An 18168-nucleotide genomic window follows, 5' to 3' on the forward strand; every position below is an offset into this window, starting at 1 on the left:
GTTGTAAGAAAATAGTCAGCTGATTGTCTTTTTCTTTTGAGCGTCGATGAAGATGTAGGGAGGAAAGGATGATCAGCGGAGACACTATTCTATTTGCGCTTATGTTTGTGACATGCGTTAACTGGGCTCGTTATTTAACGGCTTTACGTACATTAATCTACATTATGCGAGAAGCTCACCCGCTACTTTATCAACAAGTAGATGGCGGTGGGTTCTTCACCACGCATGGCAATATGACTAAGCAAGTTCGCTTATTTAGTTATATTAAAAGTAAAGAGTATCACCATCATCACGATACTATGTTTATCACTAAATGTAGCCGAGTAAGAGAGCTGTTTATCTTATCGGTATCTTTACTTGGGGTAACACTGCTTGCTGCATTCATAGTGTAGAGCTAAGCAAATAGACATAGAGTGGAACCGTTTTGGGTTGCCACTGAGCTGGGTAATTGATCATCAATTGCAAAGTTAAGTTTTGCCGCTAAAATAGCGACAAATTAGTAAGGATGTGCTGTTAATGCACATCCTTTTTTATTGGTGAAATCACCACTACAGGACGTAGCTCGGCTGATCAGTAAGTGAAGAGTTAAAACAGACCACTATGAGTGAAAAATTTGATGTAATCGTAATTGGCGCTGGCGCAGCCGGTCTAATGTGCGCAGCAGAAGCGGGAAAACGTGGACGCCGAGTGCTTGTGGTCGATCATGCGAAAAAGCCAGGGCGAAAAATCCTGATTTCTGGTGGTGGTCGTTGTAATTTCACTAACTACGATGTGACAGCCAATAACTTCCTTTGTAAAAACCCACACTTCGTTAAGTCTGCTTTATCTCAGTATACCAACTGGGATTTCGTTTCAATGGTATGCAAGCACGGTATTGATTTTGAAGAGCGCGATCATAGCCAGTTATTCTGTGTAAATGACTCTACGGCAAAAGACATCGTGAGCATGCTGCTAGAAGAATGTAAGCAAGCGAATGTTGAGCAGCGTTATCGCTGTGATGTGCACTCAATTGAGAAGCAAGAGTCCGGTTTTAAATTGCACTTAAATACAGATGTCGTCGAATGTGAATCACTAGTGGTGGCGACTGGTGGGCTTTCAATGCCTAAGTTAGGTGCCACTCCATTTGGCTATAAAGTTGCTGAACAGTTCGGTTTGTCTATCATCCCAACGACCGCGGGTTTAGTCCCTTTCACATTGCATAAAGCAGACAAAGAAGACTTTGCTGAGCTCTCTGGTATTGCAGTACCCGCTGAGATTACCGCTCAAGATGGGACTCTATTTAAAGAAGCATTATTGTTCACTCACCGAGGGTTGTCCGGACCTTCTGTATTACAAATCTCATCTTTTTGGAAAGCAGGTCAAGCGGTTTCAATCAACTTGGTACCAGAAGCCGATGTGGATGCGTTATTGGAGCAATCTCGTGAGCAACATCCTAATCAAAGTTTAAAAAACACACTCGCAAAAGTGCTGCCAAAGCGTCTAGTTGAAGTATTAATTGAGCGTAAAGAGCTAGAAGATAAACCGCTGAAACAGTTTAATGAAAAGCAGCTAAAGGCGATCACAGAGTACTTAGAGAACTGGAAAATTGCCCCAAATGGCACTGAAGGCTATAGAACGGCATTATTCCTAACACACTAAGTTGTCAAAATCAGAGTTAATACTTAACTTAAGTTTATGTTATATAATAATATTACTTGAATTTTAAGTGTTTATTTTTGATTGAAATAATGACAATTAGGTGGGTTCATGAAATATCATGTCCAAAATGGTAAACCAGGCTTTAACTACACTTGCGATCGTGGAATCGATCGATTTATTGAACTTTCAACTTATCACTTCCAGCTTAAAGATAGAGATGTCCTATCTGACCTAATGATTCTTTATTGTCAAGGCAAGAGATCTGCATCTTATGTGTCTTGGATTAAACGCATCAACAGTACACTATATGCAACATTAGAATATATACGCATAGACTGCCTACCAACTAACGTGACTGGATGGCGTGAATTAGTGAAGCAAGCGTATGCTAAAACACTAGTCTCCCCAAACAACAAAGCGTTATCTACTCGTGTTGATGAGTGGAACAAAAATCTCAAACCTTTCCTACTGTTCTTGAAAGATCGGGACGTGATACCTCCTCACGTGATTATTCCTAGAATGAAAAAAACAGGTGAACTTACTAAGAAAAGTAGTTTTAAGGCGGTGTTAATAGGTGAAAAAAAAGCAACTGAAGTTAAAGTCGATGACACCATTAACAATGTCTTAGTTCCAATTTCTCTTTCTAGAAGTGATGCCGAATACCTTGATGAGATACAGTTTGATTTGAAGCGTTCAAGGAACGCATTGCATGATAGCTTGATGAAATATTGGAAAGCTATCAAAACACATTATGACTTTGCTCAATCTTTGATGGAAGACTTTCCTAAGAAACACCCTCTATTATTGGAACGCTATAAAAATGGTGATCTGTATGATTACTTCTACGACAAGAATGATTTAGGTAAAAATGGTAAACCAAAACCTCCGCGCAGAAAACATATAGCTAATCCAACGTCATTATTTGGCTCAATGCTGCTTATGTATGTTGTAGGTTCTGAATGTAATGGCATTTTCACTATACATGAGCTTCCCAAAGTGAAGTTACCCAACAAGATATCTGATTCCGCAATCACAAGTGATGATGTTGTGTGTTTACCTGAGTTGGGTTTTGAATCTTCCGAGAATATAGACCTCTCTCACCGATTTGATTGGTGCTTCGGTTTCCTGCGCAACGCAGACATTGGTTGCTTGATAGCGTTATTGATGATGCTAAACCCCAAGTTTACGTACATATCACTGTTGCAAGCTAAGGTAAAATATATAGATGACACGCCGTTATTGGAGCTGGATGATTTAGGAATGTCGTTCTCTATTACTAAAGCTCGTGCATCAGATATGAAAAAAGAAAGCCTTGATGATGTTAGCCTAGGAATAATAGAATTTCTTCATGAGGTTCGCGAAAAACACCTTCATTTAATAAAAAATAAGAGGCAAGAAAACTTTCTATTTTTGGCTTACTCCCGAAAGAGTAAAGGGTTAGTTAATCCTGATTCTTGTAAGGTGGATAAAATCATAACAGGAACTGAATCTAAATCCTCAACTGAGCAAGGATGCAAGCAGACACACCTATCAAGTCATTTTCCTTCATTGCTTGGTGTTGGATTAGGGCTTGGCGCAATAAACCACTCTAAGATACGAGCATCTGAGGGTGTTTTAGAGTGGTTCAGGACAGGTTCGATAGCTTCAGTCTCACGAGTTTTAGGAAACACAAAAAAAGTAGCCCTCAAGTACTATATTCCTGAGCCTTTGATCGCTCAATACAATACAAGGTTAGTTCGACGGTTTCAGAATCTACTTATCATGACAGCAACCTTCAAGGAAGAGTACTGTCTTGAGGCTGTCGATTTTAATTCTTGGCAAGAAATACACCACTTCCTTTTGACGATCCTAGAGGATGAGGGTAATAAAAGTCCTCTTATTGAGCATTTACGTAGTCTATCTTCGGAAGGTACAAGCGGTGAGATGAAAGGAAAGTTAGATGTTCCACTTTCTGAAAATACACTGACTGCACTATATCTATATCGACTAGCCGCACTAAATAGCTCGGTGAGCTCAAAGAGCTTATCTATAGTGGATGATGCAACTCGGCTATCGCCTTTTGCTTTTATTACACTTGCAGAACATCTCATAAATTCCCTTCCTACCAGTAAAGAATCACGCATAAGTCAAATGCACATAAGAGCTACAGAACATGCTGCCATGCTATTGAATAAAACAAGCTGGTGTAATTTATTTGTATCTAAGGGGAAAGTGCAATGAAGCCTATCAATGTTCATATCGGACCGAACCAAGCGCATTTAGAAGCCGAAATTATAGACTTTCTTTCTGCTTTTGATGCTATAGATAACCTTATTTATACGGACTACAAAGCTCAGTGGCTACTTTCGGATATTCATGCTGAAAAGTGGGTTGTTAGAACATCAAAAACTAGAAAAAATAACAAAGAGCGACTCAAAAAAACAGGAGAGATATACCGCTATACAGTGAGTGTTAACTGGAATAGACGTTTGCCTGACGGAACAACCCTCACGGATATAGTTAACCAGTCTTTCCTACATCAGTTACAAAAGTGGTTCTTTTTAATCATCGATGACCCTATTAATCAAGACAGAATGGCTTCAATATCCATTCAACATATGGGGTCAAGACTGTTAACCTTCGTGAGCTGGCTGTTCCTTCATAAAGACAAGTTTGATCCGAGCAAATTTGGCTTTTCTAAATTATCACAGTCAGATATCAAGCTGTTTTTAAAAGAAATTATATCTGGTGGTTCATTCGGTGCCCTTCGCTTTGGTCATCGTGTAATGGCTGAGATCGGTCTACACTTAGATCATAACATTGACCCTTTGGCGTTAGATGAACAAACGATAAAAGAAGGTATTTTGTTTTTTGAAAGTAACAAGTTATATCGAGAAAATAGTAATGGTAAAAAGGTGGTTGATAGACAAAATTTCTATAAAGGCACCTCGCTTTCTAAGCAAGATGCCTATGGGCATGCCGGAACTTTGTTCTTTAGGCAGTTCGAACCAGAGCTACTTGAGCAAAACAATCAGGTTTTATTACCTGTAACTCAAAATACCGAATTCCCATCCCACCGAACCCCACTAATGAAAGATGTTAGAGGGAAAGTGTATACAGATACGGCAGCAGTAGCGATTGTTACGCTTTTCCGTAAAGGCTTTCAGTATTGGGAGATGTTTAAAACTTTTTTACCAAACCCCGATGGAATAAGGCTTGGGGAGTTTTCGACCTACATTTCTAGGGTATCTACACCCAAAAAACATACTCCTTGGATACCTTTGGAAACAAGTCTACTTACTCTTAATAAGTCTATCGATATGATAATTAATCATGCAGATAACATCGTTCAGTTCTACGAGGCTTTGTTAACAGAACTTGATATTAAGGGGCACTTGGATAGAGGCAATAATTACAACTACAGAAAAACTGATGTATTGAAATCCCTGCTACCCAGTGAAATAAAAGATGACTTTAATATTGTAAGTTTTTCTCGTCTTGATGAAGAGTTTAAAAAGTACTCACAGAATAAAAAGGACGAAGATCGAACAGGGTTGTCTTTTGTATGCCTCTTGGAGTTATTGAAAGCGTCTTGCTTTATTTTGATTGCGGGCTTAAAACCGATTCGCATGGAAGAAATTGTTCGCTTGCCATACAACTGTTTGTTTCACAAAGATGGTGATGGCTATTGGATGGTTCATTCTCTCATGAAGTCTGGAGTGAATGACCAGCTTCCTGAAACAGCTAAACCGATTCCTAAGATTACAGCAAGAGCGATTCAGACTTTACAAAAACTCAATAAAATCACACAGAAGTTTGCTGATAAAGTGAGTAAGCGGGAGTCGGGTTACCTGCTTTATCAATTAAATACAGGTTCAGATAATAGAATGGGAAGTATCCTTGATTCAAATTCGATTATTGGAGCTCTGGAACGGTTTTGTGATTACCACCAGACGACTGTCGATGAATTCGGTCGACGTTGGTATATTAATGTTCACGAAATGAGGAAAACATTTTTACTGACATTCTTTTGGTCTTTTAAACATTCCTCAATCGATGCATGCCGATGGATCGCAGGTCATGCCAACTCAGAACATATCCTTTCTTATATTGAATCCAACAATCCAGGCTCTGAAATGACAGAGATAGAAGCTGATTATGCTCGTCAACAAGTCACCTACTTTCATGAACAAAGTTCTTTACTTGAAATGAAAAACACTGAGGAACTATATAGGCTTGTTTGTGAGCACTTTAAGGTTAAAGATTACACATCAATCCCTGAAGATGATCTTGCAGCTTACATAGCGCTTCGTTTGAGAAAAGGTAAGTTTTCGATTCTTTTCTATAGTATTGGTGAGTGTAATGGGTTGATTGAAAAGGCAAAAGTTGCTTTCCAAGTAACCAAAGTTGATGAGGAGGAAAGTAATGTTAAATAAAAAAGCTCAGTCAGTCATTAATCTATACAGTGAGATGAAAAAAGCCATCAATGACAACTCTAATACTTATACATGGCTAATCTCGAAATGTGATCGTCAAGAAAGCCTTGCCAATCTTAAGCGTAAGGGAAGAGGCATTGAAGGGATGTCTCTGAACTCCTTCAAGAAGTATTGTACAGACTATATTCAATGTGAAGGGAACCTCAATGGTTATGAAGTCGTTGATAACCTTAGAAAGGAACTAATAAAAAAGCATAAAAATATCCCTTTAGAATCAAATAATGAAGGACCAAACCTGACGCCGATAGAGGAGGCTAAACAACAGATAGATAACTTGCGACGTAACCAAGCTGTTTTGGTTAGAGCCTATAACGACCTAAATCGTTTAGTACTTGATTTGCTAGCTAGTTCGAATGGAAATGCTCTTGAATATAACAAGCATCAAAAGTTGTATGCAGATTATTTTGGAATAAAGAAAGAGGTTGATAATGAAAACTAAAAATCAACTATACACTTTCATTCCTGATGTCGAGTTTCCTTCTGTTCTTCGTTTTGATGAGAGCTCAGGGGAGGTATTAACAAATAAAGATATGTCTAAAGGCATCTATCTATTTCATTGGCCTGATGGAACAACTTGCTTTCCTATTGAAATGTATCTTGCACATTTGGTCTCAGAAGGCGGAGTAACTATCACCAAGGAAGATGGTGGAACAGTTGGAACATATGCATCATCCTTGTCTCATCTAGCCCGTTACTGTTATAAGAATAATGTTGAATTTTGGGAGCTAACAACTGCACATATCGAAGAGCTAGTTGGCGAGTTAGTTGCTGAAAAGAAAAAGGATGGGTTAACGCGAGCACGTAACAATGACACTATTAGGCTCATAATTCTTCCTAAATTTGTAGCCTTTATAAAGTGGTTTCAAACAGAACATTGCCCTACTCAATATCTGATTGGCGTCGATGTGCCTAAAAAAAGATACCAAATTAAGCTTAAAGTCGTTCAAAAAAGAGGTAGGAATGGGCGGAACTTTGGGCCGTCAGAAGTGTTTCCTACACGTTTGCCTACATCTGCAACTAAGTCCAAAGCACCAATTGCAGCTTCGGTTATTAAGAGGTTATGGGATACATTGAATGACACTAGAGAGGAAATGCAGCTCAATAGTCGTTTGTCCCAGAAGTTTGATGAGGAGGATCAAAAGGAACATCTCGACTATATGTATCACAGAAGGCGCATTCAACTTGAGTTGCTTGAAGCTACAGGGCTTAGGCCAAAAGAACTGGTTCGCATCCCCTATAGTTTAAATGTAGAACACATTGAAGGTGCAAGGCTTGAAATTCCTACATACAAACGTGAAGAGGCACGATTTCGCGTAATTCCTCTAGAACGTAGTGTTGCGATGAGGCTTGAATTATTCATGTCTCTTCATCGTCAGAATCTCATAAAACGTCTGCTGAAGTATGAGCTAATATCTAGTGAGTCTGAGATAGATGATGTCATTTATCTTAATCCAGAAACTGGTAAGTCAGTCAAGCAATCAGCAGCTTATATGGACTTCAGAAGGTTAAGCAAGCGTGCAAACATCGAGACAAAAACTTGTCAAAGTATGTTTAGGCATCGCTTTATTACCAATATGGTTAAACTACATCTAGTTTCTTTCATGGACAAGAGTCCATTGAAAAATTCACATAACTTCAACGATAAAGACTATGAAACAATTCTAAAAAAGGTAGCTACCTTTACAGACCATAAGGACCCCAAAAGCTTAAATGAGTATATTGATTTAGCATGGGAAGAGCTCGATGTATTTGAATATGCTTATGAAGTCAAAAACTTACATAATCGTTTTAATGCAATATCGAAACTGGTGAGTGATGCTCGAGCACAGATAAAGGAGCTAAATTGTAGTGAGGCTGATTTAGAACCTATAATAGAAAACTTGAATGCGATTGAAGAAGAGTCGAACCTTCTAGTTGATAAGTGACTAGGTGTGTTGATTCCTGCGTGAGCTTGTTGCTGGTGAATGCCTTTTTCCGTACTATGTCGCTCTTTTATTTATCACTTCATAGCCCTGAGAGTCTTATTTCATGTCAGCTATTCAGTCAGATGTTATTGTTATTGGAGCAGGCGCTGCCGGTTTAATGTGCGCAGCTAGTGCAGGCCAACGCGGGCGTTCAGTTCTTGTGCTTGATCATGGTAAGCGGCCTGGTCGTAAGATTCTTATTGCTGGAGGTGGGCGTTGTAACTTTACCAACTATGATGTCACAGCAAAAAACTTTTTAAGTCAAAACCCCCACTTTGTTAAATCTGCACTGGCTCAATATACCAATTGGGATTTCATTTCGATGATCTACAAGCATGGTATTGAGTTTGAAGAGCGTGATCATGGGCAATTGTTTTGTGTTAATGATCATGACTCGAAAGATATCGTAAAAATGCTAATTAATGAGTGTGATGAAACTGGTAATGTGAAATATAAGTACCAATGTGAAATTACTTCAATTGAACGTGTAGCAGATAACCATTTTAAAGTAGAGACTTCCAATGGAATTTTTAATTGTAAGTCTTTGGTTGTCGCAACGGGTGGACTTTCAATGCCACGTTTAGGGGCAACCCCTTTGGGCTGGAAAGTCGCTGAACAGTTTGGTTTAGGGGTTGTTTCTCCTCAAGCAGCCTTGGTACCGTTTACATTAGATGGTCGAGAAAAAGGGTTAACAGAATTAACTGGAACTGCTCTCCCTGTCCGAATTAGCTGCAACAATCAAGAGTTCCTAGAAGCTCTTTTATTTACTCACCGAGGTATCTCTGGCCCATCAGTATTGCAAATTTCTTCGTATTGGAACTCTGGCGATGTAGTTCAAGTTGATTGGCTACCTAGTTTGAACGCTATTGAACTGATTGAAAAAGCTGCAGCAAACAACCCAGCACAAGAGGTTAAAACAACGCTGTCTAAAGTATTACCTAAACGCCTTGTCGAGTATTTTATCGAACTTAATGTGTTTGAAAATAAACCACTTCGCCAATTGAATAAACGAGAGATAGAGAATATTAGCTCTGCTCTTCACTCTTGGGAAATTAAACCTAATGGGACGGAAGGGTATAGAACAGCAGAAGCGACCATTGGTGGTGTTGACACCAATTATTTATCGTCTAAAACAATGGAAGCTAGAGATATACCAGGGCTTTACTTTATTGGTGAGTGTGTTGATGTGACAGGTCACCTTGGAGGGTTTAACTTCCAATGGGCTTGGTCGTCTGGTTGGGTCGCAGGCCAAAACGCATAAGACTTATCTACTTTCAATATCTTGAATATTTTCACCTATAAGGTTGATGAGCTTCTGCTTTTCAGCCTTACTCATTTTTGCTATCAGGCAAACTAGTTCTGCCGAGCTTTCATCCTCACAAAAAAAGTAGTTTAAAGGTACGCCAAGTTCGTCAGCCATTTTCTTTAATGTACTGATATCTGGAGTGTGTTTCCCTTTTTCATACTGATTCATTCGCGCACTAGCCGAACTTTCATCGATACCAATACGCATCCCCAATTCTTTTTGGGAGATCTTTGCTTTTTTGCGAACTTCTTTGAGCCGCACAGGAATAGGGTTGTCGATCGACATTTAGAATTCATATTAATAGGCTCTATGTAACTAAGATTTTCTTAGTTTTACTGATTTCTGTATACTAAGCAATCCTTAGTATTTTTGAATGGTGTAGGCAGTAAGTGAAACGTTCTACTAGAATCAGTGCGGTAATGTTTAAGCTGTTGATTGAAAAAAGAATAGATGGTTTTTCTGTTATAGAGGCAAGGGATGCTTCATTAAATGATGGGGATGGTACACAAAACCTTGATGAAGCTCGGAAGAAGGTTTATCGGCAAATATGGCAATACCAACAAAGGGGTTGGCTGCGCAGTGAAGGAGAAGGAAGAAACAAAAGATACTTTCAAACTGAGCAATTTATGGAGCTTGAAGCCGCGCCTCGAAGAAAAGTTGAACGAGAAGCTTCTACAAAACAGACTACACCGGATTATTCCGTGTTATTTCGAGAGAGTAACGAATACAAAGGTGAATTGGAGCTCGTTCTTGGTGAAATAGATGAATATCAATCATTAAGGTGTCGGTTTCCTGAACTCGAGAGCCAATTAATGCCATTGTTACAACATGCAAGAGAACGCTCTGCGCACTTGCTTGGAAAGATGAATGGATTAGACAATGTTCTTAAAGCTCTTTCAGAGGGCAGCCACTCGTGTTGAGGCAATGGCAGGTTGAATGTTCTGAAAATGCGTTGCAGAAATTTAGAGGAAACCGACAACACTTCTTTTGCCAAGCAACACCAGGCTCTGGAAAAACGGTGCTCGCTGCAACTGTCGCATCAAGATTGCTTAATGATGATATGGTCGATCTCGTATTGTGTTTTTCCCCATCTTTAACGGTTTCTGAGGGAATTAAAAAAACCTTTTCTCAGACTCTCAATTGCACTTTTAACGGTGGTCTAGGTTCTATTGGGCAGTCGTTAACATATCAATCCATTCAATTCCTTAACGATGAGTTTTGGGAGACGTTACGTAATCATCGAGTGTTTGTTGTATTTGATGAGATCCACCATTGTTCTGGGACTGAGCTTGAAAATGCGAACGTCTGGGGGCAGCAAGTACTCACTAAGATTCAGGGACTAGCGACCTATACTCTTGCGATGTCGGGGACTCCGTGGCGCTCTGACTCTTTACCTATTGTTATGGGTGAATACAGTGACCCAGACGGACAGCTCCTTGTCGACTTCCAGTACACCCTTAAACAGGCTATTGATGATGGTGTCTGTAGAGCACCTAATATTGTATTAGTTGATAATGAGCAATTGTCTGTCTGTAGTAGCGAAAAAGTGGAGTCATTTTCATCGATCTTAGAGATGCTTAAACAGACGAAAGCGTCTTATCAGAGTGTGATACATAACCAAGAAGCGATGGAGTATTTACTCGGTTTAGGATGTGATCGGCTAGCAAAAATACGTATTGACTCTTCCAATGCCGGTGGATTAGCTGTTGCTGCGTCGGTTCAACATGCTCAAGCTATCAAAGATATACTTTCTTTAAAGTTTGGCCAAACCGTTTCAATTGTCACTTATAGGCATGAAGAACCACTCGCAGAAATAGACCGTTATCGACAAGGTGACTCTCAATGGATTGTTAGTGTCGGAATGATAAGTGAGGGGACAGACATACCTAGACTCCAAGTGTGCTGCCATATGAGTTCTGTCAAAACGGAATTATATTTCAGACAAGTACTAGGACGTATTCTTCGTATAGACTCTTCCATGGCTAGGCAAGCATGGCTATTTACGTTTGCGGAACAAAACCTCATTCAGTTTGCAGAGCGAATTGAAGATGATATTCCAGAATCTTGTATCTATGTGAATATGGGAAAACCAATGGAGACAGAGCTAGTTAATCGACAGAATAATTTAACTGCTAAGCTTTCGAGAGAGCCTCTAAATAGTATCGACGCAACAGTATCCTGGGAAAGCCGTACCGGCAATTCAAACAACCTTTACGGGACACTAGGGACGTTTGATGAATTGCGGCTTGGTGCTTTTAAACAGAGAGTGATTTCGGCTTTTACCTCTATGTGAACGGGGTCGCATGGGCTAGGTTGATTAATTATAGGTGCGTAGAGGTGACGAAATGAACTACTTTGCAGAGGACCCCTTCTAGGTAATGTAAACCTGGAGGGGAAATGAAAAAACTGAAACAGCAGTACCGAAAACGTATTAAATGCCAGCGTCAATATCTTTGGGGTTTTTATCCCAGCATTCGCAGTGGAACCCACAAGCACTTTTCAACAAAACAGGAAAAGGGCTATTACTTTCTTCACATGATTGAGTGCAGAGGGTACCCGATTAAATTACGCGCTGCGCGAGGAAGAGCTTTGGCTAGCCCGTGGGATGACTATCCAGCGTATGTGCATGACCTAGCAAAAAGTTGGAAGCATAATTCAAAACGACGTTATCAGTACTATAAGTAAGCTTAACGATGGCGTAGGGGCTTTTCTTTTTCCGAATGCCAGAAACGACAAGAGCCACTAATTGTAGTGGCTCTATTACGCGCAACCTGTGGTCAATACTCTATAAGCGAAAGAGGGTTGGGCTATCGTATGTCCTCGGTGGTCTGCTTTGCAATTAAGCCAAGTTCAATTCGAGACCATTACTTCTGATCAGACAGTAAGTAGTAACTCCAAGAAAAAGCAGGGATACCCGAGGCTCTCAACGTTAGGTTAAAGCTAAGAACCGAATGTGGCAAGTTTACTTATGCCTCAAAACTTATCGGAACGGCCTCAAAATTCGCTACTTGAATTTAGGTCTACTCGATTTAAGAATTGTTAGGTGTATTGTATGATATGCGTTTAGTTTTACTGTAAGATACAACCAACTGATAATAGGAAGGAAAACATTATGGCAGTCTCTACTATCGATGATGTTGCAACTTATCTGATTCAAAATAATGAGATTGGCATCACGCACAGAGAGCTTCAAAAAATTCTGTATTATTCACAAGGTTTTTACTTAGCTGAATATGATGAACCCTTATTTGACGCCGAGTTTGACGCTTGGCAATTTGGCCCTGTAAATAACAGTATTTGGGGGCGTTTCAGGGAATTTGGCTACAATAACTTATATGTATCTCCTGGCGCTGAAACAAAGACTTTAGATAATGCCAAGAAGGCTTTTTTGTCAGCTATTTTGGCTACTTTCCTAGTGCTCGGGCAGTCAAAGTTAATTGATATGTCCCATACTGACTATACATGGGAAAGCAATTACATCGCGGGTATAAATAAAAGAATCCCACAAGAGCAAATTAAGGAATTCTTCAATAACTTTGATTCACACCAAGAATATGTACAGAGTGCGGAAGCAAAGCTTGGGTTTTTAACTTTGATTTCAGCTCGTCAAGAATATCTGACGAATTTACCGTCACTAGGTGAAAATTGGATATCTGGCGGGGCTGAAGCTCCAGCGAAGGAAATCTGCGAAGCATGTATAAAGTTTCTTCGTTATTTTACAAAAAATTTGTTTTCAACACATGCTGTACCAACTATTCCCAAACTGGTAATGGGGCCAATTCCATCTGGTGGTGTTGGTATTGAACTTCATTCTGAAAATAAAAACGTTTATGTAAGTTTTTATAATGACAAACAAGTAGATGTTTCAGTTGAAGAGAACGATAGCTTTACAGAACATGAAGTTAGTCTGGAACAGTTTGGTGAAGAAATAAGCTTATTCTTAGAGGGGGTTGTATGATGATCTTGGATGGCGAGACGTTGTTTAGATACGCAGACCCCAAAATTTTGCCAGAAGGGCAGGAAGAATTACCGCTATCGATCTTCAATGACAAAGAAATGTCATGTGATTGGGATAAATACCAGAAATCTCCTGAATCATCTCCCCACGTGACCTCTGGAAGAAGTTTGTTAATATCTATCAATGTTTGTGAGGATATTCGTTTTCCCAAAAACCCTAGAAGGGTTGGTGAAGTTGTTCCAGCATGGGAGCAAGTGGTTGTATACGATCCATTATCTGAACAAGAAGGTAATATCTTCACACCAAATGAATCTCATTCTCTGATTAAAGGTAAAAAGAAAGCCGCCGTCACTACGGCTCTAAGAAACAATTCAACTTTTAAAAACCTTTAATAAACACTATGTAGTAATTTAAGAACTGCCCCCAACGCTTGGTATTTCCAGCCCAAGGTTGGGTCTTGTGCTTATAGTTTAGGTTTGGTGGCTAGCGTTGCTCATCACCTTAATGCGGCTGACACTCATTCTAGTTACGCACAAGGAAACATTTATAAATGACTGAATTAGTAACAATATTAGGTTCTGGCGTCATAGCTGGTTTAGTAGCTGGTTTAGTAACCATTAGGACTACTGAACGAAAAATTGCGATTGAGAACATTACTCAACAGCGACAAGTTTGGCGTGATAAGGTACGAGAAAAAGCTAAATGTGTTACTCAAGCAATTGACAATAAGTCTATCTCCCAACTGAGCTTGTTGACTACCGAGTTTTCCCACCTTCTCAATCCACTTGAAGGTGAGGACTATGAAATTATTAAGTTGTTATCTAAGTTTAAAGAAGGCACTTATTGTCCTGAAAAACACAGTGAATTTGTCGAACGTATTGCTTTGTTATTAAAGCATGATTGGGATCGCGCAAAATATGAAGCAAAGCCATGGTTTTATCGGCACAGTGAACCAAAGCGACTTCTGTTTTCAGATTACAATCCCAAGAAAGATGATAAAAATATTCCACTACTCTAAGTAGAGTACTAATTAATAAGGATTAAGGTGTTGTGTAGGCAACACTAACCCCCGATCGTTTAACTGCTCGAATAGGTAGATTTTGCTATCTAGTTTGGTTGCCTGTCCTTTGAAATTCTTATCAAGGTGAACGGTACTAGTGTTAATCTACCTTTCCATACCTTAAGTAATTCACTTGATGTTCATTTAGTCATCGCGCTTACTCAGTTTTGCCCCAATTTTCCTAGAAACAGCTCAAACTATGTCTACCGACCAGACAATCAGCAACATATACAACCCCAATAGAACGCCTTGAGTTAATCAAATTGTTGATTGAGCACTAGACAAATCATTGAAGCATTAGCTGGCATTAGGAATGCCCGTCAGTTATGAATTCGATACTAACTAGCTCATTTTTCCCTGAAGATTCTAACATTACTATCCACATCGCAACTTGCGATGTGGAATGAAAACCAACTAGTGTCTTGTTTTTAATTTGGTTGTTCCTGCAACGGTCATGTAAGAGATAGGATTAACGTTATTGATTCATATATGCACCTAATTGTGGTCAGGTGATAGATTTTCAAATATTCTCTGTGTGGCTGGAATTTAGATTGAATGAAGGCTTTACTTCAGAGCAGGAACATCATGACTAAACAAAACGAAGATACACGGGTAAAGATACCAACCATATTGCACCTTACCCGCTTAGGGTATAAATACTTATCTTTAAAGCAGGCTACTTGGTGCACTGATACCAACATTTTCCCGGATATCTTCAAAGAGTCGATTGAACGTATTAATCCTGGAATGGATGGTGGGGATATTGAACGTTGCTTGGATGACTTGAAGTTAAGCTTAGACAATGAAGATCTAGGCCGTGCTTTTTATGAAAAACTGACAAGTCGTTCCGGTACAAAACTCATTGATTTTGATGACTTCTCAAAAAATAGCCTACACGTAGTAACAGAGCTTACATACAAGAACGGCGATGAAGAGTTTCGTCCAGACATCATTCTGCTCATTAACGGTATGCCTTTAGTCTTTATTGAGGTGAAAAAGCCAAACAATAAAGACGGAGTTATAGCCGAGAGAAATCGAATCAACACTCGTTTTCAAAATCCAAAGTTTAGACGCTTCGTTAACATTACTCAGCTCATGCTGTTTTCTAATAACATGGAATACGATGATGGTAGCTCAGAGCCTATTCAAGGTGCGTTCTATGCGAGCTCGTCTTATACAAAGCCTATCTTCAACTACTTCAGAGAAGAGGAAGTACTTAACCTTACTAAGCTACTTAAGCCTTTAGCCGATGATACTGAGAACTCTGTTTTAAAAGACAATAACTATACCGTTATTAAACATAGCCCTGAGTTCATCACCAACAAAGACCATGATGCGCCAACCAATAGAATATGCACATCACTACTCAATCCTGAGCGCCTTGCGTTCATGCTGAGATATTCTCTAGCGTATGTTAAAGAAACAGATGGTCTACAAAAACACGTAATGCGCTATCCGCAGCTGTTTGCGACCAAAGCGATTGAAAATAAGTTAAGTGAGGGCATTAAGAAAGGCATTATTTGGCATACCCAGGGAAGTGGAAAAACGGCTCTGGCTTATTACAACGTAAGGCACTTAACCGACTACTATCAAAAGCAACATATCATCCCTAAGTTTTATTTTATTGTTGACCGGATTGATCTACTTATTCAGGCACAGCGTGAATTTACGAGTCGTGGGTTAATGGTTCATACCGTGAACTCTAGAGAAGCTTTTGCTCAGAGCATCAAGGCAACTAAGGTGATTCATAATGACTCGGGTAAGCCGGAGATCACCGTTGTTAACATTCAAAAGTTCGAGGATGACCCTAGCGTAGTACGAACAGTAGATTATGATGTCAATATTCAACGTGTTTACTTTTTAGATGAAGTGCATCGTAGCTACAACCCTAAAGGTAGTTTCTTAGCCAACCTCACCCAGTCAGATCCCAATGCCATTAAGATTGGCTTAACAGGTACCCCGTTACTGCTGGCGGAAAAAGATAAAGATCCGACGAAAGAGTCAAAAGCATTTAGCTCAAAACAGATCTTTGGTAACTACATCCACAAGTATTACTACAACGCGTCAATTGCAGATGGTTATACTTTACGCTTGATCCGTGAAGAAATTGCCAGCAACTATGTAATGGCAATGCGTGAAGCTTTGCAAGAGGTCGAGTTACAGCAAGGCAGTATCGACAAAAAGCAAGCCTATGCCCACTCAAAATTCGTAGAGCCCATGTTGAACTATATAGTTCAGGATTTTGAAAAAAGCCGCTCGACCTGGGGAGATCACAGCATTGGTGGAATGGTGATTTGTGATAGCTCTGAGCAAGCAAAAGAACTGTTCAAGCAGTTCAATGAGATTTATGCCACAAAGCCTATTTTACCTGCCAGCTCAAAGTCTGAAGAGGCTGTAGTAAAAGAAAGTGCCATAAATGAGCCAAAAGCTAGTTACAACGAAAAGCTAAAACGTGATAGCCAAGTACATTCAGCAGCTTTGATTTTACATGACGTCGGCAGTAAAGATGAGCGCAAGGATTGGGTTGAGAAATTTAAAGCCGGTGAGATAGATTTTGTATTTGTTTACAACATGCTGCTTACCGGATTTGATGCGAAACGATTGAAAAAGCTGTACTTAGGTCGAGTGATTAAAAAGCACAACCTACTGCAAGCGTTAACGCGTGTTAACCGTACCTATAAAGAATTCCGCTATGGTTACGTAGTCGATTTTGCTGATATCAGCGCTGAGTTTGATGCAACCAACAAAGCCTATTTTGATGAATTAAAGGGCGAGCTTGGCGATGAAATGGACAGCTATTCAAATCTGTTCAAAAGTCATGAAGAAGTGCATGAAGAGATAGAGCACATAAAAGATGTACTATTTCAATTTGATACTGAGAATGCAGAACTGTTCCAACAGCAGATTAGCCAAATCTCAGATCGCAAACAGATATTAGTCTTAAAGAAAGCATTAGAAAGTGCCAAAGACCTGTATAATCTCATCCGCCTGCAAGGGGATACTGAGCAGCTCCAAGAGCTGGATTTCGCTAAGCTTAACCTATTGTACCGATATGCTAATGATCACTTAGGTAATTTGAACCTTAAACTGCAAATAGAGAACAGCACGGATACCACCAACTTACTGAACGCGGCGCTAGAAGATGTCGTATTTATGTTTACTAAGGTTGGAGAAAGTGAACTCAAGTTAGCTGACGAGTTCAAAAACACCTTACGTAAAACCCGTGAGGCGCTGGCTGGTAACATAGATCAAGCTGACCCTAAGTTTATCGCCTTAAAAGAAGAGTTAGAACGCCTATTCAAAACCAAGAATTTAAGCGAAGTCAGTCAGGAACAGATGGACAAAAACATTGGTGCACTGCGAAAAATTCATGAACGAGTGAAGGTGCTTAACTTAGAAAATAGCCGCCTTAAGTCTAAGTACCTAGGGGATGAAAAGTACGCGAGAACTCATAAGCGACTTCTTGAAGGAAAGCGCGGGGAAGGCCAGCATAGCAAGTTGTTTGAAAGTGTAGAAAACCTTGTCGAACGCCGTATCTTTGAAGCGCTAGCAGCAATCAAGCAGTTAACTGATGAGCAAGTGTTGAACAATCAGCAGTTGCTTAATAACGAGAGCTATTTTGAACGTACAGTGATGCCTAACACCATCAAGCAGTTCAAAATGGAGCAAAAAATCAATTTAACTCCCGTAGCTGCAAAGCAGATCAATATGTTGGTGGTACGTGAGTATTTAAACGAATTTAACGGCAGAGCGCCGTGGTAGGACAA

At 39.7% G+C, this 18168-nt stretch carries 14 protein-coding genes and 1 pseudogene; 14 read left to right on the forward strand and 1 reads right to left on the reverse strand.

Annotated elements, in window-relative coordinates:
• Positions 1–68: 68 nt before the first annotated feature.
• The 7 genes and pseudogenes from uspB to OCU78_RS00365 all read left to right on the forward strand — a co-directional run bounded on the left by uspB (position 69) and on the right by OCU78_RS00365 (position 9338).
• Positions 69–392: a universal stress protein UspB gene (uspB, locus tag OCU78_RS00335; protein ID WP_137373904.1), complete on the forward strand. Its 324-nt coding sequence runs from the start codon at positions 69–71 to the stop codon at positions 390–392.
• A gap of 208 nt (positions 393–600) precedes the next feature.
• A pseudogene (locus tag OCU78_RS00340) lies at positions 601–1620 on the forward strand (NAD(P)/FAD-dependent oxidoreductase); the annotation flags it as partial.
• Positions 1621–1746: 126 nt separating this feature from the next.
• Entirely contained in the window at positions 1747–3858 is a 2112-nt protein-coding gene (locus OCU78_RS00345) for a hypothetical protein (RefSeq protein WP_137373906.1), read from the forward strand.
• Positions 3855–6053, forward strand: a complete 2199-nt coding sequence (locus OCU78_RS00350; RefSeq protein ID WP_137373907.1) for a hypothetical protein — start codon at positions 3855–3857, stop codon at positions 6051–6053. The genes OCU78_RS00345 and OCU78_RS00350 overlap by 4 nt, the downstream gene beginning before the upstream one ends.
• Positions 6043–6552, forward strand: coding sequence for a hypothetical protein (locus OCU78_RS00355; RefSeq protein WP_137373908.1), 510 nt, complete (start codon positions 6043–6045; stop codon positions 6550–6552). Before OCU78_RS00350 ends, OCU78_RS00355 begins: the two co-directional genes overlap by 11 nt.
• Positions 6542–8038: a tyrosine-type recombinase/integrase gene (locus OCU78_RS00360; protein WP_137373909.1), complete on the forward strand. Its 1497-nt coding sequence runs from the start codon at positions 6542–6544 to the stop codon at positions 8036–8038. The genes OCU78_RS00355 and OCU78_RS00360 overlap by 11 nt, the downstream gene beginning before the upstream one ends.
• Before the next feature lie 103 nt (positions 8039–8141).
• A complete protein-coding gene (locus OCU78_RS00365) occupies positions 8142–9338 on the forward strand; it encodes a BaiN/RdsA family NAD(P)/FAD-dependent oxidoreductase (RefSeq protein WP_137373910.1) in 1197 nt (398 codons plus the stop codon).
• Positions 9339–9341: 3 nt separating this feature from the next.
• Here OCU78_RS00365 and OCU78_RS00370 read toward each other — a convergent pair whose 3' ends face one another.
• The gene (locus tag OCU78_RS00370) at positions 9342–9668 is read right to left on the reverse strand and encodes a helix-turn-helix domain-containing protein (RefSeq protein ID WP_137373911.1); all 327 of its coding nucleotides are present in this window, start codon (positions 9666–9668) and stop codon (positions 9342–9344) included.
• Between the two features lie 104 nt (positions 9669–9772).
• Between OCU78_RS00370 and OCU78_RS00375 the strand changes: the two genes are divergently transcribed.
• From OCU78_RS00375 to OCU78_RS00405, 7 genes are all read left to right on the forward strand, one after another.
• On the forward strand, positions 9773–10303 hold the full coding sequence (locus OCU78_RS00375) for a hypothetical protein (RefSeq protein WP_137373912.1): 531 nt from the start codon (positions 9773–9775) through the stop codon (positions 10301–10303).
• On the forward strand, positions 10297–11676 hold the full coding sequence (locus OCU78_RS00380; RefSeq protein ID WP_137373913.1) for a DEAD/DEAH box helicase: 1380 nt from the start codon (positions 10297–10299) through the stop codon (positions 11674–11676). Before OCU78_RS00375 ends, OCU78_RS00380 begins: the two co-directional genes overlap by 7 nt.
• A gap of 104 nt (positions 11677–11780) precedes the next feature.
• Entirely contained in the window at positions 11781–12068 is a 288-nt protein-coding gene (locus OCU78_RS00385; protein ID WP_137373914.1) for a hypothetical protein, read from the forward strand.
• A 427-nt stretch (positions 12069–12495) separates the two neighbouring features.
• Positions 12496–13341, forward strand: coding sequence for a Panacea domain-containing protein (locus OCU78_RS00390; RefSeq protein WP_137373915.1), 846 nt, complete (start codon positions 12496–12498; stop codon positions 13339–13341).
• Entirely contained in the window at positions 13338–13733 is a 396-nt protein-coding gene (locus OCU78_RS00395) for a hypothetical protein (RefSeq protein WP_137373916.1), read from the forward strand. Before OCU78_RS00390 ends, OCU78_RS00395 begins: the two co-directional genes overlap by 4 nt.
• A 158-nt stretch (positions 13734–13891) precedes the next feature.
• Entirely contained in the window at positions 13892–14359 is a 468-nt protein-coding gene (locus tag OCU78_RS00400) for a hypothetical protein (protein ID WP_137373917.1), read from the forward strand.
• A gap of 627 nt (positions 14360–14986) precedes the next feature.
• A complete protein-coding gene (locus OCU78_RS00405) occupies positions 14987–18163 on the forward strand; it encodes a type I restriction endonuclease subunit R (protein ID WP_137373918.1) in 3177 nt (1058 codons plus the stop codon).
• The last annotated feature ends 5 nt before the right edge of the window (positions 18164–18168 follow it).

It is taken from the genome of Vibrio gallaecicus, assembly GCF_024347495.1.
In the GTDB taxonomy this organism is placed as follows: domain Bacteria; phylum Pseudomonadota; class Gammaproteobacteria; order Enterobacterales; family Vibrionaceae; genus Vibrio; species Vibrio gallaecicus.